Consider the following 21,108-nt stretch of genomic DNA (forward strand, 5'->3'; position numbering starts at 1 on the left):
ATTGGATATTCGTTAAAAACCTCGATGCTAACCACTAATATCTAATATCTAATATCTAATATCTGTTATCTAATAACGAACTTGGGGTTATTATGGTTTTAAACACGTTCGATCGCATTCGTGCTCTGCCCATGGCCTACCAAACCGTGATGGCCTTGTACCTGTGCCAGCGCATGGTGCCTAATTATGAGCTATTTCACCATGTTACTGGTTTCGGTGATCCAAAGCCACTGCACGGCGCACTCAATGCTTGCTGGGACTGGGTATGGCAGGAAAAAAGCGTGAAAGTTAATTTCGCGCGCTGGCAAGAAAAGGTCGATGACGTAACCCCAAGCGAACACGGGCACGACATGCTGGGCGTGTATCCCGCTATGGATGCCTGCACGGCAATAAGTACTTTATTGCAGGGCTTGCTTGACCAAAACAGCGCCGACTTGGTGAGTGTTGCTAAGGTTTCTCAAGCCGGAGTTGCTAAGTTTCTCGAGCTCACTGAAGGTGCTGAGCTTGATGCTCAAGAACGCCGTAAACTATTGCGCGAACATGCGCTGGTGCAATACGAAATAGAAGTGCAGCAAGCGATACTTAATTATCTTGAAACCGTTGCCGCAGCCACGGACAAACCCACCAAAGAATTGGTGAGCCAAGTGCGCGCAATGGTTACCGATGAAGGTGTGTCCAACATCGGCGTGAATATGTCAGACGAAAACGTCTCAGAAGACTAAGTTTTTGGTGTCTGCTGTTGTGTGCGTGCCGGTTGCGCGCGCACGATAGCAAGCCAACCAATCACACCGAACAGCACAATCTGCCAATAGTCGCCACGACGCCACTGCATGTGGTCTTTATAAACGGTTGCGAACATCAGCAGCTGAATCAAGTGCAGCGCAATCAACAGCACCATTAAGAATAGAAAGAAAGCGAATAACTTATCTGGAAATGGCGCCACCAAATTGGCCAGCATAACGCCCCAAATAATTGCGAAAACGAATCGGCCAAGCCAAACGGCTGTTCCCATGTGCATCACCTCAAATTGTTAAACTATGAAACCGTATATAAACGGAAGGTAACTTGCCCAGCGTGCTTTTCACGGTGCAAGTGCCAATGACTGGGCACGGTGGGTGTTAAATCCCGCTCGCTTTCAATGTATACCCAGCTGCCAGCAGCCAACCAATTGTTTTGCTCAAGTAGCTCTATACTGCGGTCGACGAGGCCTATTCCGAAGGGCGGGTCAATAAATACCACCTGAAAGGGTGAGCTTGGCCGCTGTTGCAAAAAAGCTAAGGTGTCAGTGCATTGCACCAGCGCCTGTCCGGTAACCGCAGCAGATAGTATTTGTGCATGATGGGCCAATAGCCGTGCGGCCTGGCTATCTTGCTCTATCAAAATCACTTCGCTGGCGCCACGCGAAAGTGCTTCAAAGGCAAGTGCACCACTACCAGCAAACAAATCAAGGCAACGCTGCTGAGCAAGCTCAAACTGCAACCAATTAAACACGGTTTCACGCACTCGGTCAGTTGTGGGGCGCAGCCCAGGCACATCGGCGATAGCCAGTTTGCGGCCGCGCAATTGGCCACCAATGATTCGTAATTCACCGCGCCCTTTATTAACGCTAGGGGTGCGTGAACTGGCAGCCTTGCTTTTCTGCTTGTACGAGCTTCGCGGCATGCTAAAGTAAGCCTTCTTTTATTTGACGTGTTAAACTGTGCGCATTGTAAACCGAGCAGCAGCGAACTTCCAAAGGTAAAGCAGGCATGGCCAAAGGATCTTTCTTTTCTCTATTTCGTAAAAACAAGTCCAATGACACCGAACAGCAGGCTGAAACCGACTCGGCTCACCCATTGCCAGAAGAACCCTCTATGGCGGAAGTTGCCGCGCCGGATGCTGCAGAAATTTGTGCACAGGTAACTGCTGAGTCTAAGGCTGCGGAAGTTAAGCCGAAAGCAAATTTATGGAACCGTTTGACCTCGGGCCTGCGCAAAACCTCTTCTGCAATAGGTGACGGCCTGTGGGGTATATTCAAAGATAAAAAAATAGATGATGAGCTGTTTGAAGAGCTGGAAACGCAGTTACTAACAGCAGACATTGGTGTACCGACCACATTAAAAATAGTTGAACGCTTGACCGAACAAGCCAGCCGTAAGCAACTGCACGATGCCAGCGCGCTGTATCAGCTATTGCAAGAAAACATGACCGAAATTTTAGTGCCCGTTGCGCAACCGCTTGCAATTCCGCGTGACCAGAAAGGCCCATTCGTTATTCTTATGGTGGGTGTGAATGGTGTGGGTAAAACCACCACCATCGGTAAACTGGCTCAGCAATTTAAACGTGAAGGAAAGTCAGTGATGCTGGCCGCAGGCGATACCTTTCGTGCCGCAGCGGTGGAACAATTGCAAGTGTGGGGGCAGCGCAATGATATTCCAGTTGTTGCCCAGCATACAGGTGCAGACAGCGCATCGGTTATTTATGACGCCGTTGAAGCAGCGCGTGCGCGCGGTGTTGATGTATTGATTGCGGATACGGCCGGGCGCTTGCAAAACAAAGCGCATTTAATGGACGAGTTGAAAAAAGTTGTGCGCGTTATGCGCAAACTTGATGAGTCCGCACCCCACGAGGTTATGCTGACCCTGGATGCTGGCACCGGACAGAATGCGATTAGTCAGGCGAAATTATTCACTGAAGCCGTTGGTGTAAGTGGCATTACCCTGACCAAACTGGATGGCACTGCAAAAGGCGGTGTTATTTTTGCCATTGCTGATCAATTTAACATTCCAATCCGCTATATTGGTGTGGGTGAGGGCATTGATGACTTAAGGCCGTTTGCGGCACGTGAGTTTGTTGATGCCTTGTTCCAACGCGAACTTAACGAGACGCAATCGTCATGATTAAATTTGAGCAGGTTAGTAAAACGTACCCAGGCGGATTTCAAGCACTCAACAATGTGAGTTTTCACCTTGAGCGCGGCGAAATGGCTTTTCTAACCGGCCACTCCGGCGCGGGTAAAAGTACCCTGCTTAAACTAATAAGCATGATGGAACGGCCAACGGCTGGGCGCGTGTTAATTAACGGCCACGACTTGAAGCGCATCAACGCACGCCAGATTCCTTATGCCCGCCGTGACATTGGTATGATTTTTCAAGATCACCGCCTGTTAATGGACAAAACCGTTCTCGATAATGTAGCGCTGCCCCTGCTAATTGAAGGGTATAGCATGCAAGAAGCGCGCAAGCGTGTGCAAGCTTCGCTAGAAAAAGTAGGGTTAGGCGACAAATTGCGCCATTACCCGATGATGCTTTCTGGGGGCGAACAACAACGCGTTGGCATTGCCCGCGCGGTGGTGAATAAGCCGCCGTTATTGTTGGCCGACGAACCTACCGGTAATTTAGATCCGAAGTTGTCGATGGAAATTATTCGCTTGTTTGAAGAATTTAATCGAGTGGGCGTGTCGGTACTGATTGCAACCCACGACTTGGGTTTGATTGCGCGGCTGCGCTATCGCACGCTAACTCTGCGTGACGGACGGATGATCAACGATGGCTTGCAGGAGAGTTAAACCATGAGTTTACTGTTCCGCTCACGTCAGCAAGGCGCCAAACAGGTAAAAATTTCGGGCTTTCGCCGTTTTGTCATGTTCTGGGTGCATAATGTGCAACAAGCTGTGGCAAGCTTAGGCGAGCTGGCCCGTTATCCAATGGCAAGTTTGATGACGATGGCCGTGCTTGGTTTGAGCCTGACTTTACCGGCAACCTTGTATGTTGTAGTTAAAAACACCGAAGCCATTGGTGCCGATTGGCAGCACGCTTCAGAAATAACCCTATTTTTGAGTAAAAATTTAAGCCAGCAAGAAGTATCTACGTTTCATAAACGACTTAGTTTGTCGAATGACATTGAACGTGTTCGCTGGATAGACAAAAACGAAGCTTTGCAAGAATTTCGTCAGGAATCAGGTTTTGGCGAGGCCTTAGATGCCCTGAGTAATAACCCGCTCCCCGACGTTTTGTTAGTTACCCCGGTAGCCAATAAACGCGGTACAGCGCAAGCCCAGCAACTGGCACAGCAAATGCGCAATGAACGCGAAGTTGAGCAAGTTCGGCTTGACTTAGACTGGCTGCAGCGGCTTGAAGCGCTCTTAAACTTGGTACGTGACGGGTTGTTAGCATTGGCTGCATTGTTGTGTATTGCGGTGGTTTTAATTGTTGGTAACACCATTCGGCTCAATATTAACAGTAAGCGCGACGAAATCATGGTGATGAAATTGGTTGGCGCAACGGATGGTTACATTCAACGCCCGTTTTTATACACCGGAGTGTGGTATGGTTTTGTTGGTGGGTTGATCGCTTGGTTGGCGACAGCCGTAATGATTTTATGGATTTCTGGCGCAGTGACCGATATTAGTGAATTGTATGAGAGTCAATTTTCCTTGGTAGGGCTGACTTTTAATGAAATGCTGGTGTTATGGTTGTTAGCGATTGGTTTGGGATTATTGGGTTCGTACATTGCAGTAAGAAAACATGTACGCACTATTGAACCACAATAAACTATCCCCATATGGGTAATAGTGAGACAAAAAAATCATCCCAAAGCAGTCATTGTCAGCAGCGCCAGTTTTGCTAGAATGAGGGAACTTCCAGACCGAAAAAAGGTCTGATGAGTGTCTGGATAATGTTGTGTAGACACCAGTAAGAGAGGATGTTGTTGCATGAACTCTGAGATTACCAGTATGGCGTTAGCTGTCCCGCAGTCGGGTGGCAGCCTAGAAGCGTATATTTCAACAGTAAATCGCATTCCTATGCTGTCGGCTGAGGAAGAGCGCGAACTGGCTACGCGTTTACAAGAACAGGACGACCTAGAGTCTGCTCGTCAGCTCATTATGTCGCACCTGCGTTTTGTTGTGCATGTTGCCCGCGGCTACTCAGGTTATGGCCTGCCTCAAGCTGATTTGATTCAAGAAGGAAATATTGGTCTGATGAAAGCGGTCCGTCGTTTCGACCCATCCGTGGGTGTACGATTGGTTTCATTCGCGGTGCATTGGATCAAAGCTGAAATTCACGAGTATGTGCTGAAAAACTGGCGCATGGTCAAAATTGCGACAACCAAGGCGCAACGTAAGTTGTTCTTTAACTTGCGCAAAATGAAAAAGCGCTTGGGTTGGTTTACGCATGAAGAAGTGAGCACTGTTGCTGAAACTTTGGGCGTAAGCACAAAGGAAGTGATGGAAATGGAAGCTCGTATGAGTGCCCACGACCAAGCATTTGAACTCAGTTCAGATGACGATGACGCCAAAGACGGTGGCACCTATTCTCCAGCTCAGTATTTAGAAGATAAACGTTCAGACTTAGCTGAAGAAGTTGAAAACGAGCAGTGGGAATCGCATACCCAAAAACGTTTGTTGTCGGCGATTAACACCCTTGATGAGCGTAGCCAAGATATCGTGCGCGCGCGGTGGTTAGACGATGACAACAAAACCACGCTGCAAGAACTTGCCGATAAATATCAGGTATCTGCTGAGCGTGTGCGTCAACTTGAAGCCAATGCCATGAAGAAACTTCGTATGGCGATGTCTTAAATACCGACTTCGAATAAATTCGAATAAAAAAACGCCGGCCTAATTCGCCGGCGTTTTTTTATGCTCAGTAAGTTGAATTGGCTGGGCGGTGCGCGTTTCTGCAAGTGCGGAAGCAACGACAAGTTCAACACCGTATTGATTTGCCAAGTCGGGTAGCACGTTTTTTAAAAACTCCAGCGTAGAGCGGTGCGGGTGAGCAATAGCGATGGCTTCACCGTGTTTGTGCGCGTGGCGAATAAGATCACGCCAGCGCAGCGCTATTTCATCGGCGTGCGGGTCGTTGTCTAAAAACACATGCCGCCGCGCAACAGGAATACCAAATTCGCGGGCAACATTTTCAGCTTGGGTGGCCGCCGTTGTGCGGCTATCCAGAAAATAAAAGTTACGCAGCGCAAGTTGCTCCATAACCCATTGCATGGGTTCAATAAGGGCGGTCAGCTGACTACCCATATGATTGTTCATGCCCACGGCCTGCGGCAACTGCACAAAGGCTTGTTCCATCAGCATTATAAACTGCGCTTTATCTTCATCCGTGGTGAGCATACCAATGCCAGCGTCAGCATTGCTTCCTGGTTGCATGGGCATGTGAATAATGACTTCTTTCCCTCTTTCTTGCGCATTACGGGCAATGCGCTCGGCATAAGGCGTGTGTGGCAACATGGCTAACGTCAGTGCGCCCGGTAACTTGGCAAACTCTTGCTGGAAACGGCTATTCCCAAGGTCATCGATAACAATTGCAATGCGCGGCAAAGGGCCTTCTTCTGACTGTGCAGAAAAAACCATGAGGCCGAGTATTAGACTAGTAACTACCTTTAAGCAGACACGCATTAACGACACCAATTGACAGGGTTCACCGCATCACCTTTGACACGAACTTCAAAATATACAGCAGGATCTTCACGACCACCACTCTGACCAACTAATGCGATGGTCTCATTCGCGCGCACTACGTCACCAACTGCAGGTAAAACTGTTTGGTTGTGCCCGTAAAGACTCATGTAGCCGTCACCATGATCAAGCACAATGATGAGGCCGTAACCCCGCAACCAGTTGGCAAAGAGCACACGGCCATCGGCAATTGCTTTTACCGGTTCGCCAGGCTCAGCTTTAATAACAACGCCTTTCCAAATAACACCACCGCTGCGTTGTTGGCCAAATACCCGTTGTACGCGGCCTGAAGCAGGCCAGTTCATTTTGCCCTTTAGTGCGGCCAGCCCTTCAAGCCGAGGCTCATCACGCATCGCCGCTTGAATAGCAGCAAGAACTTGCTCAAGAGATTCTTGGTCGCGCTTGAGTTCACTAATGCGTTGTTGATCAGCAGATTGCTCCCGACGCAAGCGTTTAACCAGCTGTTGTTGTTCGGTTTGTTGCGCTTTTAACACACCCTGTTGTTGACGTTGTTGTTGCAATCGCTGTTCAAGTTGTTGTTGTTGGTCAAGTACGTCTGTACGCACCTGCTCAAGTTGCTGTTGGGTTGCGTGAATGGTTGCAAGTTCTGAAATACGCGCACGATTAAAATACCCATAGTAGCCCAGTAGACGCTCAAATTTGGCGGGGTCTTGTTGCTTCAATATAAGCTTAAGGTAATCGTGTTTGCCCATGCGGTAAGCCATATCCAACTGCTGTTCCAGTAAATGCAGTTGCTGTTGTAAATCGCTTTCAAGTTGTTGTTCTTGGCTTTGTAAATCAGTAATGCGTGCGCGGATATCAGCAAGTTGATTGGTTGTTGTATTCAACTCGCTGGCAACCGTAGCCATCTGCTGTTCAAGCTGTTTTAGTTCCCGTTCAGTCAAGCTTAGCTGTTCAGCGCGTTGGCCAATAGCGGCTTCGCGACGTTTTAATTCAGCGGCGATTTGCTCCAACTGTGCTTCCGTTGCTGCCTGTTCATCGGCACTCGGTTGCTGGCTCCAGGCAACTGGAGCCAGCATCAAACAGATGAGAACAAGCAGCCAGTGCTTCACGATTTCAGCGTCACAATGGGTTTGCCGGTCATTTCAGCGGGTTGCTCAAGGCCGAGCAAATGCAGCATGGTTGGTGCGACGTCTGACAACGTGCCTCCGTCGCGGGCATTCGCGTCACGCCCTACATAGATGAAAGGTACCAATTCACTGGTGTGTGCTGTGTGTGACTGGCCGGTACTGTGGTCTTGCATTTGTTCAGCATTGCCGTGGTCGGCCGTAATCAAACATTCGCCGCCTACCTCTTGCAAGGCTTCAATAACGCGAGCAATTGAGCTATCAACCGCCTCTACGGCTTTCACAGCGGCAGCAAAATTGCCGGTGTGGCCAACCATGTCCCCATTCGGGTAATTACACACAATCACGTCAAACTCGCGGTTATGAATTGCTTCAACGAGCGCGTCGGTGAGTTGCTCAGAGCTCATTTCCGGTTGCAGATCGTACGTAGCCACATTCGGTGATGGAATCAAAACGCGTTTTTCGCCGTCAAATTCTTGTTCGCGCCCGCCACTAAAAAAGAAGGTTACATGGGCATATTTTTCAGTTTCTGAGATGCGCAGTTGCGTATAGTTGTTTTTCGCCAACCACTCACCCAACACGTTGGTCAGGCTTTCCGGTGGAAACGCGATAGGGCCCTTTAGGTCAGCTGCGTATTCTGTGAGCATCACGAAGGCTGACAACTGCGGTACCTTGCCGCGTTCGAATCCATCAAAGTCACGGTCTAAGAATGCGTGGCTTAGCTCGCGAGCGCGGTCGGCGCGGAAGTTCATGAAAAATACGCTATCGCCGTCCTGAATGGGCGCGGCATCAGCTATCAGTGTTGGCTTCACAAATTCATCGCTTTCATCACGTTCGTAAGCGGCGGTCAGGGCAACTGCTGCGTTGTCAGCGTGATAGCTTGCTTTGCTATGAATCATGGCATTCCATGTTTGTGCAACGCGGTCCCAGCGTTTGTCACGGTCCATTGCAAAGTAACGCCCACAAACAGTGGCAAAGCGGCCAACACCAAGTTGGCTAAAGAGCTTTTCAAAGCGCTCAATAGTCGGTGCTGCAGAGCGCGGCGGGGTGTCGCGACCATCCAGAAACCCGTGCAAATAAATTTTCTTGGCGCCGCGTTGCGCCGCTAAATTTACCATGGCAATGAGGTGATCTTCATGGCTGTGTACGCCGCCTGGTGATAACAAACCCATAATATGAATGGCTTTTTGTTTGGCTACAGCGGCATCAACGCCAGCTGTAAGCTCGGCGTTTTCGAAAAAGTCGCCATCGGCAATGGATTTGCTGATACGGGTAAAGTCTTGATAAACGACGCGGCCAGCCCCTAAATTCACGTGACCCACTTCAGAGTTACCCATTTGCCCGTCAGGTAAGCCAACGGCCATACCTGAGCCGTCCACCAAGGTGTGTGGGTAGGTTGCCCATAGTTTGTCCATGGTTGGTGTGTTCGCCGCAGCAATTGCATTATCAGCGGTGGCTTCACGGTGGCCCCAGCCATCTAAAATTAAAAGAGCCAATGGTGTATGTGGCTTTGCCATAACATCCTCAGTGGTTTTTCAGTAAATTCAGAAAATTGACCTTATTTTATGCGATTTTGACGCGCAACGCATCCTTTCTAACTTGGTGCTTCTGGCAAAATTTTACTGGCAACACAGGTTTCAGTCGGTATACTCTGTGGCTTGTTTTTTTCAACTGGAGTAGGCAACCCCATGGATCAACTTCTCGCTTTCGCGATGGACCATTACTTTATGAGCCTGTTGTGGGTCATCCTTTTGATTGCGATTATCGTAAGCTACCTGAAAGGCGTAACTTCTAAGGTTAAGCTATTAGAGCCGCAACAAGCGACCCTACTGACTAACCGTAACGACGGTGTGTTTGTTGATATTCGTTCAACGGACGAGTACCGTAAAGGCCACATTCAAGATGCTATTCATGTAACTGCCGATAAGATTCGAAAAAATGAGGTGCAGGCTCTTGAGAAATACAAATCTGCCCCCATCGTTGTTGTATGTGCAACAGGCATGACTGCGCGTTCAGCAGCAGCTGCGCTCAGTAAAGCTGGTTTTGAGAACGTTGCCGTACTTCGAGGTGGAATCTCAGCCTGGCAGGGCGCCAGTTTCCCACTGGTTAAAAAATAAGTATAACTTTTAGCAATAGGACGTAAAAAATGGCTGACGAACAGCAAGTAAACGGCGCCGCTCAAAACGATGCGCAACAACAGCAAGCTTTCCAGATTCAACGCATTTATACCAAAGACGTTTCGTTTGAAGCGCCAAATGCTCCAGATATTTTCCGCCAAGAGTGGAAACCAGAGCTTAGCCTTGACCTAAACGTTAAAAACACCAAGATTGAAGACGGTGTTTACGAAGTGGTTTTGAAAGTAACTGCAACAAATAAAGTTGGCGAAACGGTAGCCTTTATTGGTGAAGTTCATCAAGCAGGTATTTTCACAATTACTGACGCAATTGAAGAAGGTCAACGTGCCCAATTACTTGGCGCATTCTGCCCGAACATTTTGTTCCCATATGCTCGCGAGTGTTTGTCTAGCTTAGTAAGCCGCGCAACATTCCCGCAATTGAACTTAGCGCCAGTTAACTTTGACGCGGTGTTCGCACAACACGTACAGCAGCACCAGCAACAACAAGCTGCTGAGCAAGCTGACGCGTAATCTAAGCGCCATCAATGCGTAATTCGCAAGTAACAGTGCTGGGTGCCGGTTCTTATGGAACCGCCCTAGCGCTTTGTTTTGCCCGTAAGGGTACGCATACCTGTTTGTGGGGCCGCGATGCTGAGCAAGTCGAAGCAATGGCTACCTCACGTGAAAATGCGCGCTACCTACCAGGCATTCAACTTCCTGATACTTTGCATGTCACTGCTGATTTGGCTGAAGCAGTAGCTGATAGCCATAATATTGTGGTGGTAGTACCCAGTAGTGCGTTTGCCCAAGTGCTAAAAGACATGCGGCCGCATTTGCGCGAAGACGCGCGGGTTGCATGGGCAACCAAAGGGTTAGAACCCGAAACAGGGCGACTATTGTTTGAAGTTGCTCAAGAAATTTTAGGTGACTCACACGCATTGGCTGTGTTGTCAGGGCCAACCTTCGCCATGGAAATGGCAAAAGGCCTACCAACTGCAATCTCTATGTCATCAACAGACCCACAGTTTGTTGACGAACTGTCTGAGTTGTTGCATTGCGACCGCAGTTTCCGGGTGTATACCAACGACGACTTCATTGGTGTGCAACTTGGTGGTGCAGTTAAAAACGTGATCGCAATTGGTGCAGGAATGGCCGATGGCATCGGCTTCGGTGCGAATGCCAGAACGGCCTTGATCACACGCGGCTTAGCGGAACTTACGCGGCTGGGCTTAAAGCTTGGTGCAAAACCTGAAACCTTCACCGGCATGGCAGGTTTAGGTGATCTGATATTAACCTGTACCGATAATCAATCCCGTAATCGACGGTTTGGTTTGGCATTGGGGCAGGGGAAAAGCGTTGAGCAAGCCATGAAAGAAATTGGTCAAGCGGTTGAGGGCTATCGAAATACCCGTGAAGTGGTTGCGTTAGCAAAACGGCACGGCGTAGAAATGCCCATCTGCGAACAACTCTACGACGTACTCTACGGTGACACCACGCCTCAACAAGCTGCGATTAACTTGTTGAGCCGCGCCCGCACATCGGAATAACTGTTAACTCAATAACTGCTGAGCGATGGTTTGCCATTGCTCATCAAAATGTTCAGTGGGTGCCCGTTTAAACTCAGAACGCACAAACTGCGTGACCTTGCCATCGGCATAGGCCATCACGAGGTTAGCGAGCATGCCTTCGTCAAGGACGCCACGAACCTGTTCACGCAAGCGACGCTCGCGTAATACCTGTTTTAAGTTCGCTTCAACTTTCTCAAAAATCCCCTGTACACGTGCACGCAGGCGCTCGTGCTCACCAAGCAAGGCGTCGCCCGTTAAAATGCGGGTAATGCCTGGGTTGCGCTCAACGAATGTCAGTATTAAACGTACAATCATTTCACAGCGGATTACGGTGTCTTTTTCATTGTCCAAAATTTGGTTGATGCGTGACAGAATGGCATCTTCGGTAAAGTCGATAAGCCCTTCAAACATCTTCGCCTTCGATGCGAAGTGACGATAAAGTGCTGCTTCTGACACCCCAACTTCAGTGGCTAAACGCGCCGTAGTAATGCGTTGTCCCGGACTGGTTTCTAGCATGGTTGCTAAGGCAGCTAAAATTTCTTGTTTACGGTCTTGTTTCGCGGCCACGCAAAACTCCTTCTGTTGGTCGTTAATCGTTATTGGTTATTCGATAGAAGCTTTGCTGCTTGTTGCAGGATCTGTTGGGCGATGGCTGATTTGCTGGCGCGCGCGAGTGCTTGCTGTTGCAAGGTGTTGTTTGTGTCACGCCAAAATAGGAGCATCGCGTTGTCTTCGCTATTAAAGCCAATGCTGGTATCGCTGACGTCGTTGGCTGCAATCATGTTGAGCTTTTTGCGCTGTAACTTGCCTTGCGCATAGTGTGCAACATCGTTGGTCTCGGCGGCAAAGCCAATAGTAAACGGCGCTTTGGCAAGCGCTGCAACGTTGGCGAGTATGTCGGGGTTTTTAACCAACGCAATATGCATGGCGTCATTATCTTTTTTGATTTTATTATCGGCAACATGCGTAGGACGATAATCGGCCACGGCGGCACAGCCAATAAAAATATCGGCCTCGGCAATAACGCCCATCACGGCAGCATTCATTTGCTCCGCGCTCACCACGTCTATACGAGTTACGCCCGCGGGTGTTGGCAATTGGCAGGGGCCGGCCACTAAGGTGACGTGCGCGCCCATACGTTGTGCTGCTGTTGCCAGGGCAAATCCCATGCGGCCCGAGCTGTGGTTACTTAAATAACGCACAGGGTCAATGGCTTCCCGCGTGGGGCCAGCGGTAATAACAAGGTGTTTACCTGCTAGCTCGTTCGAGGTTGCCGTTAATAATTCGGTGACAGCTTCGCGTAATTCAAGCGGTTCTGGTAAGCGGCCCGCACCAACGTCGCCGCACGCTTGCGCGCCGCTCGCTGGAGTTATAACGGTTACACCACGACTTTGCAGTAATGCGCAGTTCGCCTGTACCGCTGTGTGTGCCCACATTTGTTGATTCATTGCTGGTGCAACGGCTACCGGGGCTGATGTTGCAAGGCAAAGGGTTGTTAGCAAATCAGCGGCATGCCCGTGGGCAAGTTGCGCAATGGTATTGGCAGACGCGGGGGCAATGAGCACAAAGTCAGCCCATTTAGCCAACTCAATGTGGCCCATCGCCGCTTCTGCAGCTGGGTCAAGCAAATCATGGTGAACCGGATTGCCAGAAACTGCCTGCAGTGTTAGCGGGGTAATAAACGCCTGACCGCCTTGTGTTATTACGCAGCGAACATCGGCACCGTAGTCTTTCAGCCGGCGCACCAAATCGGGCATTTTATAGGCAGCAATACCACCGGTTATGCCGAGCACGATGCGTCGGCCGCCTAATGGCTTCTTGGGGCTTGTACTCATAGTAAGTCCTTACCTTTTAACTATTTTTACAATACCACGAAGACCCGATTTTCGCGATATAGAAATTTTATACAGGGGTGCGTTATTGCCGCTCTTAAGCAGAGGCGACAGCGCAATTTAAGTGGTGCTGCGCCGCCGTATGCTAAATTTTCATTCTTAATGAGCAACAGCAAGGATCAAGGAGCGATCATGACAAGTGTAAAAGACTGGCCCGTAACCGAACGGCCCCGCGAAAAAATGGCAGAGCTTGGGGTGGCAACATTAACCGATGCTGAACTGCTCGCTATTTTACTCGGTACCGGCATTCGCGGCAAAGACGTGGTGGCCTATGCGCGTGACTTACTGGGTGCATTTGATGGTTTAGGTGGCATGTTGGCTGCCAATGCAGAAACTTTGTTGGAGCAACCTGGGCTTGGGCCAGCGCGGGTGATGCAGTTGCAAGTGGTCATGGAAATTTCGCGCCGCTATTTGGCGTGGCAATTACGTCGTGATGATGGTTTCACACAACCGGCCATGGTGCGCGACTATCTGACGGCGCAGTTACGGCATCAGCAACGCGAAATTTTTGTGGTGCTGTTGCTTGATAGCCAACACCGACTATTAAAATATGTTGAGTTATTTCAAGGAACAATCAACGCCGCGCCGGTATATCCGCGAGAAATAATAAAATTAGTGATGCAACATAATGCAGCGGCGGTGATTTTAGCGCATAATCACCCCTCTGGCGTGGCTGAACCCAGTCAGGCAGATCAGCGTGTAACAGAGCGCTTAAAACGGGCCCTAGGTATGATCGACGTTGCTCTGTTGGACCATTTCGTTATTGGCTCGGGAACACCAGTTTCATTTGCCGAACGGGGGCTCTTGTAGTAAAGTAGCGCCGCCGTTTACAGGATCATAATGATCAAAAAATATCAGCGATCACTTGATTGCCGGGCCAATTTGCTGTATAAAATGCGCCCTCGGATTCAAGGCAAGGCCGCGATGGGCGACAGGCGAGCTTGAAGCAATTTTGGAGTAAATAAACGATGTCACAAGTATGTCAAGTTACAGGAAAGCGTCCGGTTAGCGGAAACAACCGTTCACACGCGCGCAATGCGACCAAGCGTCGTTTCCTGCCGAACCTGCAATCTCACCGCTTCTGGGTAGAATCAGAAAAGCGTTGGGTTAAGTTGCGTATCTCTACTAAAGGTATGCGTATTGTTGATAAAAATGGTATCGACGCGGTGCTCGCAGATTTGCGCGCTCGTGGCGAAAAAGTGTAAGGAGCTGAACCATGCGTGATAAGATTCGTCTAGTTTCTTCTGCCGGTACTGGTTACTTCTACACTACCGATAAGAACAAGCGCAACATGCCAGAAAAAATGGAAATCAAAAAATACGATCCAGTGGTTCGTAAGCACGTGGTTTTCAAAGAAGCTAAAATTAAGTAAGCTTCTTCTGAGCACAAAAAACCCAGCCTGGCTGGGTTTTTTTGTATCTGTAGCACTGAATTATTTCAAATAGTTAGCGCGTAGGATCAATCACGCCGTTAATACTGGTGTTATGACGGTACCATCCGGTAATGCTAAACCGATCGCGATTACCTGCCAGCACTTCATGCATGAATACATCGCTAAGAAAAATAACCAGCTTGCCAGCTTCCGGTAAAATAGTTTCTAACACCCGCCCGCGCTCGTCGTACATGACAAGTTGACCGCCGTCGGCTTCCTGCCAGTGTGGGTTTAAATAAAATACTGTGGTAAGAATGCGATTGCTGCGCCCTTTAAAGGCATCGAGGTGCTTCCGATAAAAAGCGCCGGGCGGATAGTGGGCAAGATGGCATTCATAATCGAATAGCCCCATAAACAATTCGCGATTCACTTGTACTCGCAAGCCGTCCATCATATCAAGGTAGGCACGCTCAGGCGCAAAATCTCGCTGCAACCAACGGATCTTATCTTGGCGCACCGCCGTATTCGTGGTGTATTGATCAGCACGCCCAATTCCCGCCTGTTGCCAGTCGGTGGCCGCCAAGTTTTGGGCATAGTTGAAGAGCAGTTGGCAGTAGTGCGGTGCGAGAAAGTTTGAAACGACCACATAGCCGCGTTCAGCGAGTTGCGCAAAGTCGATCGCCGAGGTTTTAAAAACTGTATGATCAAGCGTCGATGGAGCTGTCTGCATTGCCTGTATTTCACCCCAAAAGCCAAATTCGTGCGAAGTGGCGCGAATATAGATGAGGCTACAGTGAAACACAAGTAGTGTGCGTGCACTAATTTTCATACAATTATTCGTTCACGCAAGCCGTAACCAATGAGTGAAATTTTATGCCTGAGTTACCAGAAGTAGAAGTCAGTTGCCGTGGTATAGCACCGCACCTGCAGCAGCAAAAAATAGCCCAAATTATTGTGCGTGACCGGCGCTTGCGTTGGCCTGTGCCTGAAGAGATTGATAGCGTTGTTGGCGCGTTAATTACCAAGGTGGAACGGCGCGCCAAATATTTAATTGTGCATACTTCGGCGGGGCATTTGATTATTCACCTTGGTATGTCAGGCGCACTGCGCGTGGTTCCAGCCAACACACCTACCGTAAAACATGACCATATCGATTTGGTGCTTGAATCAGGTAAGTGCTTGCGTTTTAACGATCCGCGCCGATTTGGCTGCTGGTTGTTTTCGAAAGAGCACCCAAGCGAGAACCATCCGCTATTGCGCGCGCTGGGACCGGAACCGCTAACCGATGCGTTTAACGAAGCCTATTTGTTCAAAGCGTCACGAGGGCGTCAGCAAGCCATTAAGACCTTTATTATGGATAACCATGTGGTGGTTGGGGTGGGTAACATCTATGCCAATGAAGCGCTGTTCAAGGCCGGTATTCATCCAAAACGTGCGGCTGGGAAGATAAGTCAGCGCCGGTATGAGCAATTGGTGCCCATTATTAAGGCCACGCTCGCCAAAGCGATTGAGCAAGGCGGCACCACCTTGCAAGACTTCACCCAAGCGGACGGTCAGCCGGGCTATTTTAAACAAGAGCTGATGGTTTACGGCCGTGGCGGCAAGTTGTGCATGCAATGCTCAGGGCGTTTGAAAGAAATACGGCTGGGGCAACGTAGCACGGTCTATTGCCCCAGTTGCCAACGCTAAGGCATGTGCTGGCGCAAAAAGGGTGTGATGGCTGCGATAAAGCCTTGCGGGTCGCTGATAAAGGGAGCATGACTGCATTTGGGTGCGATGTGCGCGATGCTTGACGGCAAAATCGCGCTGACTTTCTCGGCGACTGTTGTTGGCACGAGTGCATCCAACTTCCCGTAAATGCGTAACAGCGGCACTTCAAGCCCCGCTAAACGTTCCCGCAAGTCAACCGTAGCCAGCATATCCAACCCTGCATCCAATACCTCAACGGAAGCCATCGGCTTGGCAAACAACCATTCTTTAATCTGTTTTACGTCGTCGCGCGCGTGCGGCGAGCCCAGCGACTGTAGCGCCAAAAACCGTTCAACCGTGCGCTTAAAGTCTTTGCTGAGCTGCTTGGCAAAGGTGTTGAGTACATGTGGTTCAATGCCAGGCCAGTCTGCTTGCGCGGGAAAAAATGGCGATGACGCAACCGTTGTTAGGCTATGAAAGCGCTCAGGGTGGCGCAGTGCCAACTCAGTTGCGACCAACCCACCTAACGACCAGCCAATCAAGTGGCAGCGCTCAGGTAAGGCTGCCAGAGTGAATTCACACAGGCTATTGAAGTCAAGTGGGTGATTATCCGGCCACGGCGACTCGCCATAGCCCGGCAAATCTAGTCGGTGCAAGGTACCAAGTTGCGCTAATGGCGTAATGACTGGGGTCCAGATATTAGCATTCAAGCCCCAGCCATGGAGTACAACAATATCCGTCCCTGTGCCCCTGACGGCACGCCAAACCGAAGCTACCATTTTAGATTCTCTATCACTGCGAAAGGATGCGTCTATGTTAGGGTATTGCTGGCTATGTGATCAATCATTACGAATCGCTGAATCAAGTGGGCTCTGCCACGTGTGTTTACATGATTTACCGCGGTTACCACCTTCGTGTTTGCGCTGGCGCTGTCAACGTCCCGATCGGGCACAAGGGCGCTATTGGTTTGCGGCGTTCCGCTGGCAAGCCGACATACAACACCTTATCCACCGCTTTAAATTTCAACGTTGCCCAGAACTGGCTGGTATCCTGGCGCCATTTTTGGCGGCGCAAGTGCACCACTGCTACCGCGAGCGTGATGACGCTTGGCCAGATATGTTGGTGGCAATGCCGATGACCTATAAACGCTGGTGCCAGCGTGGTTATAACCAAGCTGGTTTGTTAACCCATCAGGTGGCTGAGTTGGTACAACTGCCGGTAGCGACTGGCTTATTGCGTCGTATTCGGGATGACGACGGGGCGCAACACCATGCGGCAGCAGGGCAGCGCTGGCAAAATATGCACCGCAGCATGCATTGCAGCCGTGATGTTAGTGGTTTGAAGTTAGCGATTATTGATGATGTGCTGACCACGGGCGCATCAATATCTGCTGCTGCAGATGCCTTGTTGCGCCGTGGGGCACGAGCGGTTGATGCGTGGACGCTGGCGTATGCCGAGCCGCACCAACCGGTGATTAGCGATTAATGTGCGTGAGCGGCCTCAGCTGCTTCGGCAGCTGCGGCTTCCACGTTTTCTTCATCGCTCATTGTTGGACGAACTTCTTGCGCTAAGAAAATCGCATTACTAAGAAGCTTGGCACTGCCCCAGAAAAACGCGCGGAAGTTCATGTCGTCGGTAAACGCGATAACCCGCCCACGACCTTGGCGATGCGCAATAATTGCCGCTTTGTCGGCCAATACTTCGCGGTTCGCTGCGGCAGTAAAGCCGGCAAGCAACGGTTCTTTTTCGCTGTAGGTCGCAACAGTTACGAACGGCTGCTCGGGTACTACCATAGCATTCACGCTGTCTTTAAATACTGGCAGCGTTGCGCGCGGGTAGCCGAAGGTTAGCGGATGCGAGGTATCCAGCTGTAACTCGAAAATTGCGCCAGCTAAACGACGTTGACCGTAAAAATCATCCATGTCGCCATACGTGAGTTCTTCTTTCTCGAAGGCTTCACGGAACGTTTCGTCTTCAACAAACTTGGCGCCCAAAATATCGTTTTTGCTCAGCCACTTTGAGCCGCCTTGCTGACCAATAATTACGCCGCCTTGGTTAACCCAATTGCGCAGGTGTTCGGCACTGTGTTTATTCAGTTTTGAATACCGGCCATCAACCATAATAATGTGCGTATATCGTGACAAATCAGCTGAGTTCAAACGGTCTGTATCGACCATAGACACTGGAACACCAACATGGCGGTCAAGGTAGTACCAAGCTTCACCGGCTTCGTACATATTGGCATCAGTACCAACCAGCATCATGACATTGACTGGCTCAACCGGTGACAAGTTGCGGCTGCCTAAGTCCATACCGCTTGGGGTAAGGCCTGAGGTAATCGCGTGCACGTCAACCTGATTGACGTTGGCAATTTCAGACAATTTCGCCTGCACGTCGGCCCAATCATGATCTTGATAAGCGCGCGTTACAACCACGGTGCCAGGGCTAAATTTGTACTCGCCATTCGTCGTTTTCGCCGTGAACTCCTGATTTGCTTGGCGCACGTGAATGCCAGCTTGTAGTAGGCGGTTTAACGTACGTGGCGAAAAGTAATTGTGCCATTCGAACGCATAGGCATAGGCGTCTTTAGCGAAGCTGATTTGCTTCGGTTGTGGTGCCTGCCAAGCTTCGCTCGCGGTATCGATACTCCAACCGTCGAACTTGGCAAAGTTAACGTTGAAGGCATGCGGGAATGTCCACGCGGAGACATCATAGAAGGTGTTATCCTTGAAGCTCTGTTGGTCCATAAAGATAGCGCGAATCAAAACATACTGCTCTTGCTCAAGCGGTACGTAATAGCTTTCGTTGGCAGGGTAGGTAACGCCATCGAGCTTTACGGAGTCTTCTAACGCGTAACTCTTAATGCCGTGTTGGGCAAGAATGTTTAGCATCTCTTGAACACGCGCAGGGTCAGTAGGGTCACTCACCACATAACCTTTAAAGCCAGCTTTTTTCGCGGCAGCCAATGCGTTGTCATAAAAACGCTGCTGGTAGTCTAAGAACCAGCGTTTGTTAGCGTGCGCACCGTACATACTGGTCAGTGATGTGGTGAACTGGTTTTGAATGGTGAAAGGGAATTCAACCAGACCGTTAATTGAGTCTTGCGCGTGACCACGGCTAGACGCTTGTTCAAACAAGATGCCGATGGCACCTTGCACATCTGGATAGGTTGACCCTTTACCAACGTAAAAGTCATCAAAGGCTTCTTCGGTAAAATACAAACGGCCTTGTTCATCCAATGCCGCAGCATGGCCTTCAGCCAAGGTTTGGGTTAGCTTAACGTTTTCTTCAGGGGTGTTCGGGTTTTTCCGTGATGGAATACCAGGCTGAAAGAAAAACGTACTATCAGTACCCATCTCATGGAAGTCAGTTAAAACGTTCGGCTTCCATTTTTGGAAGTTCGCGATGCGTGCGCGTGACTCAGGATGTTGCAATAACAACCAGTCACGGTTTAAGTCGAACCAGTAATGGTTAACACGACCGCGTGGCATTGGCTGCACATGTTCGCGATGCTGGGTATCGGCAACAAGGTTTTGGCTCTTGTGCTGATTCGCCCACTGGGCAAATCGCGCTAAACCGTCCGGGTTATAGCTCGGATCAAGTAAGATGATTGAATCACGTAATACCTGTTCAATTTTGTCACCTTCGGCAGCCGCTAAGTAATAGGCATACAACAGCGCAGAATTACTGCCGCTCGGTTCGTCGCCGTGAATGCTGTAGCCCATATAAAGCACTAAAGGTGCGTTCTCAGGGTCACCTTTGCGGTTTGGATCAGCAAGCGCAAGATGTTGGTCGAGCAGGCTATCTATATTTTTATGATTCTCTGGCGTGGTAACCGTTGCTAGCAACAACGGACGACGCTCATGCGTGTAACCGGTACGCTCTAGTGTAAAGCGGTCAGACTTTTCCGCCAAAATTTCCATGTACTGCGCTAACTGTTCTGGGCGCACATGCCATTCACCGACTTCGTAGCCAAGTACTTCTTTCGGTGTTGGAATATCTGGATTATAAGTCACATCTTTTGGTAAATAGTCTTCTAGCGTGGTGGCTTGCGCCGCTGCTGAAGTGATTAACCAAAATAGGGCAATCGATATAATACGAACCATGACGTTTTCCTGTGTTGCATAGCCAAACTAAGTGCTGCCACGCTAGCAAACTTAGCTACAATGCCCAAGCTGATTACTATGCAATGCGTGAAATTTGCGATAAGATATACCTTACTAAATTACTCAGGTATAGCAGTGAGGTGGTTAACCCATGATTCGTATTACAGAAAGTGCGCAAGCACATTTTCGCAAGTTGCTTGCCGAACAACCGGATAACACAAATATTCGCGTGTTCGTGGTGAACCCGGGTACGCCGTCGGCCGAATGTGGTGTTTCATATTGTCCGCCCGACGCGATTGAGCCGGACGATGAAGTACTGCCATTTAGCGGGTTTGATGCGGTGGTCGACTCTGGCAGCGCGCCATTCTTGATAGATGCTGCGATTGACTTTGAAGAGCAAGATCTCGGTTCGCAGCTCACGCTGAAGGCACCTAACGCAAAAGCTCGAAAAGTGGCTGACGATGCGCCCCTAATTGAGCGTGTTGAATACGTTATTCAAGCGGACATTAACCCGCAGTTGGCTAACCACGGCGGTAAGGTTTCTGTGAACCACATTACTGAAGACGGTATTGCCGTGTTGCAATTCGGTGGCGGCTGTAATGGCTGCAGTATGGTAGATGTGACGCTAAAAGAAGGCATTGAAAAAGAACTTGTACAACGATTCCCGGGTGAGCTAAGTGGCGTTCGAGACGTTACGGAGCACCAAGCTGGCGAACATTCGTACTATTAAAGCTGTGTAAAATTTAACCTTGTATAGATCGGGGAAGTGATCCCATCCTAAATATTCTTTCGTAGTGTGATTTGCGAATACACACAATGAGGAACATAT

General features: G+C 49.7%; 24 protein-coding genes. 14 read left to right on the forward strand and 10 right to left on the reverse strand.

The genetic code is table 11. The features are described 5' to 3' along the window. The first annotated feature begins 92 nt into the window (after positions 1-92). On the forward strand, positions 93-722 hold the full coding sequence (locus ACN0UY_RS07870; protein WP_417666140.1) for a YjaG family protein: 630 nt from the start codon (positions 93-95) through the stop codon (positions 720-722). Here ACN0UY_RS07870 and ACN0UY_RS07875 read toward each other — a convergent pair. Together ACN0UY_RS07875 and rsmD are read right to left on the reverse strand one after the other, a co-directional pair. Next, positions 719-1,012, reverse strand: coding sequence for a DUF1145 domain-containing protein (locus tag ACN0UY_RS07875; RefSeq protein ID WP_417659457.1), 294 nt, complete (start codon positions 1,010-1,012; stop codon positions 719-721). The genes ACN0UY_RS07870 and ACN0UY_RS07875 overlap by 4 nt on opposite strands. Before the next feature lie 23 nt (positions 1,013-1,035). Continuing rightward, positions 1,036-1,662: a 16S rRNA (guanine(966)-N(2))-methyltransferase RsmD gene (rsmD, locus tag ACN0UY_RS07880; protein WP_417666141.1), complete on the reverse strand. Its 627-nt coding sequence runs from the start codon at positions 1,660-1,662 to the stop codon at positions 1,036-1,038. An 86-nt stretch (positions 1,663-1,748) separates the two neighbouring features. On the opposite strand from rsmD, the gene ftsY reads away from it, so the two are divergent. The 4 genes from ftsY (at position 1,749) to rpoH (ending at position 5,560) form a co-directional block, all read left to right on the forward strand. Next, positions 1,749-2,879, forward strand: a complete 1,131-nt coding sequence (ftsY, locus tag ACN0UY_RS07885) for a signal recognition particle-docking protein FtsY (RefSeq protein WP_417666142.1) — start codon at positions 1,749-1,751, stop codon at positions 2,877-2,879. Then, positions 2,876-3,547 carry a cell division ATP-binding protein FtsE gene (ftsE, locus tag ACN0UY_RS07890; protein WP_128352305.1) on the forward strand — a complete coding sequence of 224 codons (672 nt, stop codon included), beginning with the start codon at positions 2,876-2,878 and terminating at the stop codon, positions 3,545-3,547. Before ftsY ends, ftsE begins: the two co-directional genes overlap by 4 nt. 3 nt (positions 3,548-3,550) lie before the next feature. Further along, positions 3,551-4,531, forward strand: coding sequence for a permease-like cell division protein FtsX (gene ftsX, locus ACN0UY_RS07895; RefSeq protein WP_417666143.1), 981 nt, complete (start codon positions 3,551-3,553; stop codon positions 4,529-4,531). 162 nt (positions 4,532-4,693) lie between these two features. After that, positions 4,694-5,560 (forward strand): RNA polymerase sigma factor RpoH, encoded by an 867-nt coding sequence (gene rpoH, locus ACN0UY_RS07900; RefSeq protein ID WP_417666144.1) that lies wholly within the window; start codon positions 4,694-4,696, stop codon positions 5,558-5,560. Between the two features lie 39 nt (positions 5,561-5,599). On the opposite strand, the gene ACN0UY_RS07905 is transcribed toward rpoH, so the two are convergent. Genes ACN0UY_RS07905 through gpmI form a run of 3 tightly spaced genes read right to left on the reverse strand, consistent with a single transcriptional unit; the run spans position 5,600 to position 9,053 of the window. Further along, on the reverse strand, positions 5,600-6,343 hold the full coding sequence (locus tag ACN0UY_RS07905) for a divergent polysaccharide deacetylase family protein (RefSeq protein ID WP_417666145.1): 744 nt from the start codon (positions 6,341-6,343) through the stop codon (positions 5,600-5,602). A 44-nt stretch (positions 6,344-6,387) separates the two neighbouring features. Beyond that, complete coding sequence (locus tag ACN0UY_RS07910) at positions 6,388-7,521, reverse strand: murein hydrolase activator EnvC family protein (RefSeq protein ID WP_417666146.1); 1,134 nt, start codon at positions 7,519-7,521, stop codon at positions 6,388-6,390. Beyond that, positions 7,518-9,053 carry a 2,3-bisphosphoglycerate-independent phosphoglycerate mutase gene (gpmI, locus tag ACN0UY_RS07915; protein ID WP_417666147.1) on the reverse strand — a complete coding sequence of 512 codons (1,536 nt, stop codon included), beginning with the start codon at positions 9,051-9,053 and terminating at the stop codon, positions 7,518-7,520. The genes ACN0UY_RS07910 and gpmI overlap by 4 nt, the downstream gene beginning before the upstream one ends. Before the next feature lie 171 nt (positions 9,054-9,224). Here gpmI and ACN0UY_RS07920 point away from each other — a divergent pair, with 171 nt between their 5' ends. From ACN0UY_RS07920 to gpsA, 3 genes are read left to right on the forward strand one after another with little or no spacing between them, the layout of a single operon-like run. Continuing rightward, on the forward strand, positions 9,225-9,653 hold the full coding sequence (locus ACN0UY_RS07920) for a rhodanese-like domain-containing protein (protein WP_128352299.1): 429 nt from the start codon (positions 9,225-9,227) through the stop codon (positions 9,651-9,653). 29 nt (positions 9,654-9,682) lie between these two features. Beyond that, positions 9,683-10,183, forward strand: a complete 501-nt coding sequence (gene secB / locus ACN0UY_RS07925) for a protein-export chaperone SecB (RefSeq protein WP_417659451.1) — start codon at positions 9,683-9,685, stop codon at positions 10,181-10,183. Between the two features lie 14 nt (positions 10,184-10,197). Beyond that, positions 10,198-11,199, forward strand: a complete 1,002-nt coding sequence (gene gpsA, locus ACN0UY_RS07930) for an NAD(P)H-dependent glycerol-3-phosphate dehydrogenase (protein ID WP_417666148.1) — start codon at positions 10,198-10,200, stop codon at positions 11,197-11,199. 3 nt (positions 11,200-11,202) lie between these two features. Here the strand turns inward: gpsA and slmA are convergent, their stop codons facing one another. Both slmA and coaBC read right to left on the reverse strand, forming a co-directional pair. Further along, on the reverse strand, positions 11,203-11,787 hold the full coding sequence (gene slmA, locus ACN0UY_RS07935; RefSeq protein ID WP_417666149.1) for a nucleoid occlusion factor SlmA: 585 nt from the start codon (positions 11,785-11,787) through the stop codon (positions 11,203-11,205). Between the two features lie 29 nt (positions 11,788-11,816). Next, positions 11,817-13,055 (reverse strand): bifunctional phosphopantothenoylcysteine decarboxylase/phosphopantothenate--cysteine ligase CoaBC, encoded by a 1,239-nt coding sequence (gene coaBC / locus ACN0UY_RS07940; protein WP_417666150.1) that lies wholly within the window; start codon positions 13,053-13,055, stop codon positions 11,817-11,819. Between the two features lie 189 nt (positions 13,056-13,244). Here coaBC and radC point away from each other — a divergent pair, with 189 nt between their 5' ends. The 3 genes from radC (at position 13,245) to rpmG (ending at position 14,484) form a co-directional block, all read left to right on the forward strand. Further along, complete coding sequence (gene radC, locus ACN0UY_RS07945) at positions 13,245-13,922, forward strand: RadC family protein (protein WP_417666151.1); 678 nt, start codon at positions 13,245-13,247, stop codon at positions 13,920-13,922. 158 nt (positions 13,923-14,080) lie between these two features. After that, positions 14,081-14,317 (forward strand): 50S ribosomal protein L28, encoded by a 237-nt coding sequence (gene rpmB, locus ACN0UY_RS07950; protein WP_128352293.1) that lies wholly within the window; start codon positions 14,081-14,083, stop codon positions 14,315-14,317. Between the two features lie 11 nt (positions 14,318-14,328). Continuing rightward, a complete protein-coding gene (gene rpmG, locus ACN0UY_RS07955; protein WP_092857736.1) occupies positions 14,329-14,484 on the forward strand; it encodes a 50S ribosomal protein L33 in 156 nt (51 codons plus the stop codon). A 73-nt stretch (positions 14,485-14,557) separates the two neighbouring features. Here rpmG and ACN0UY_RS07960 read toward each other — a convergent pair whose 3' ends face one another. Beyond that, positions 14,558-15,313, reverse strand: coding sequence for a 2OG-Fe(II) oxygenase (locus ACN0UY_RS07960; RefSeq protein ID WP_417666152.1), 756 nt, complete (start codon positions 15,311-15,313; stop codon positions 14,558-14,560). A 44-nt stretch (positions 15,314-15,357) separates the two neighbouring features. On the opposite strand from ACN0UY_RS07960, the gene mutM reads away from it, so the two are divergent. Continuing rightward, the gene (gene mutM, locus ACN0UY_RS07965) at positions 15,358-16,173 is read left to right on the forward strand and encodes a bifunctional DNA-formamidopyrimidine glycosylase/DNA-(apurinic or apyrimidinic site) lyase (protein ID WP_417666153.1); all 816 of its coding nucleotides are present in this window, start codon (positions 15,358-15,360) and stop codon (positions 16,171-16,173) included. Here mutM and bioH read toward each other — a convergent pair. Then, on the reverse strand, positions 16,170-16,952 hold the full coding sequence (bioH, locus tag ACN0UY_RS07970) for a pimeloyl-ACP methyl ester esterase BioH (protein WP_417666154.1): 783 nt from the start codon (positions 16,950-16,952) through the stop codon (positions 16,170-16,172). The genes mutM and bioH overlap by 4 nt on opposite strands. A gap of 34 nt (positions 16,953-16,986) precedes the next feature. Between bioH and ACN0UY_RS07975 the strand changes: the two genes are divergently transcribed. Beyond that, a complete protein-coding gene (locus ACN0UY_RS07975; RefSeq protein ID WP_417666155.1) occupies positions 16,987-17,658 on the forward strand; it encodes a ComF family protein in 672 nt (223 codons plus the stop codon). Here the strand turns inward: ACN0UY_RS07975 and ACN0UY_RS07980 are convergent. After that, positions 17,655-20,279: a M14 family zinc carboxypeptidase gene (locus ACN0UY_RS07980; protein ID WP_417666156.1), complete on the reverse strand. Its 2,625-nt coding sequence runs from the start codon at positions 20,277-20,279 to the stop codon at positions 17,655-17,657. The two genes, ACN0UY_RS07975 and ACN0UY_RS07980, sit on opposite strands and share 4 nt — an antisense overlap. 151 nt (positions 20,280-20,430) lie before the next feature. On the opposite strand from ACN0UY_RS07980, the gene nfuA reads away from it, so the two are divergent. Continuing rightward, entirely contained in the window at positions 20,431-21,009 is a 579-nt protein-coding gene (nfuA, locus tag ACN0UY_RS07985) for a Fe-S biogenesis protein NfuA (RefSeq protein ID WP_417666157.1), read from the forward strand. The last annotated feature ends 99 nt before the right edge of the window (positions 21,010-21,108 follow it).

This window comes from Pseudidiomarina sp., from assembly GCF_048268165.1.
Lineage (GTDB): Bacteria > Pseudomonadota > Gammaproteobacteria > Enterobacterales > Alteromonadaceae > Pseudidiomarina.

Coding starts and splice junctions, on each gene's coding strand:
- mutM (WP_417666153.1), top strand. CDS start 15,358: ATGCCTGAGTTACCAGAAGTAGAAGTCAGTTGCCGTGGTATAGCACCG.
- rpoH (WP_417666144.1), top strand. CDS start 4,694: ATGAACTCTGAGATTACCAGTATGGCGTTAGCTGTCCCGCAGTCGGGT.
- ACN0UY_RS07980 (WP_417666156.1), bottom strand. CDS start 20,279: ATGGTTCGTATTATATCGATTGCCCTATTTTGGTTAATCACTTCAGCA.
- ACN0UY_RS07870 (WP_417666140.1), top strand. CDS start 93: ATGGTTTTAAACACGTTCGATCGCATTCGTGCTCTGCCCATGGCCTAC.
- ftsE (WP_128352305.1), top strand. CDS start 2,876: ATGATTAAATTTGAGCAGGTTAGTAAAACGTACCCAGGCGGATTTCAA.
- radC (WP_417666151.1), top strand. CDS start 13,245: ATGACAAGTGTAAAAGACTGGCCCGTAACCGAACGGCCCCGCGAAAAA.
- ACN0UY_RS07875 (WP_417659457.1), bottom strand. CDS start 1,012: ATGGGAACAGCCGTTTGGCTTGGCCGATTCGTTTTCGCAATTATTTGG.
- bioH (WP_417666154.1), bottom strand. CDS start 16,952: ATGGTAGCTTCGGTTTGGCGTGCCGTCAGGGGCACAGGGACGGATATT.
- ftsY (WP_417666142.1), top strand. CDS start 1,749: ATGGCCAAAGGATCTTTCTTTTCTCTATTTCGTAAAAACAAGTCCAAT.
- coaBC (WP_417666150.1), bottom strand. CDS start 13,055: ATGAGTACAAGCCCCAAGAAGCCATTAGGCGGCCGACGCATCGTGCTC.
- nfuA (WP_417666157.1), top strand. CDS start 20,431: ATGATTCGTATTACAGAAAGTGCGCAAGCACATTTTCGCAAGTTGCTT.
- gpmI (WP_417666147.1), bottom strand. CDS start 9,053: ATGGCAAAGCCACATACACCATTGGCTCTTTTAATTTTAGATGGCTGG.
- secB (WP_417659451.1), top strand. CDS start 9,683: ATGGCTGACGAACAGCAAGTAAACGGCGCCGCTCAAAACGATGCGCAA.
- rsmD (WP_417666141.1), bottom strand. CDS start 1,662: ATGCCGCGAAGCTCGTACAAGCAGAAAAGCAAGGCTGCCAGTTCACGC.
- ftsX (WP_417666143.1), top strand. CDS start 3,551: ATGAGTTTACTGTTCCGCTCACGTCAGCAAGGCGCCAAACAGGTAAAA.
- rpmB (WP_128352293.1), top strand. CDS start 14,081: ATGTCACAAGTATGTCAAGTTACAGGAAAGCGTCCGGTTAGCGGAAAC.
- ACN0UY_RS07975 (WP_417666155.1), top strand. CDS start 16,987: ATGTTAGGGTATTGCTGGCTATGTGATCAATCATTACGAATCGCTGAA.
- ACN0UY_RS07920 (WP_128352299.1), top strand. CDS start 9,225: ATGGATCAACTTCTCGCTTTCGCGATGGACCATTACTTTATGAGCCTG.
- gpsA (WP_417666148.1), top strand. CDS start 10,198: ATGCGTAATTCGCAAGTAACAGTGCTGGGTGCCGGTTCTTATGGAACC.
- ACN0UY_RS07905 (WP_417666145.1), bottom strand. CDS start 6,343: ATGGTTTTTTCTGCACAGTCAGAAGAAGGCCCTTTGCCGCGCATTGCA.
- rpmG (WP_092857736.1), top strand. CDS start 14,329: ATGCGTGATAAGATTCGTCTAGTTTCTTCTGCCGGTACTGGTTACTTC.
- ACN0UY_RS07960 (WP_417666152.1), bottom strand. CDS start 15,313: ATGAAAATTAGTGCACGCACACTACTTGTGTTTCACTGTAGCCTCATC.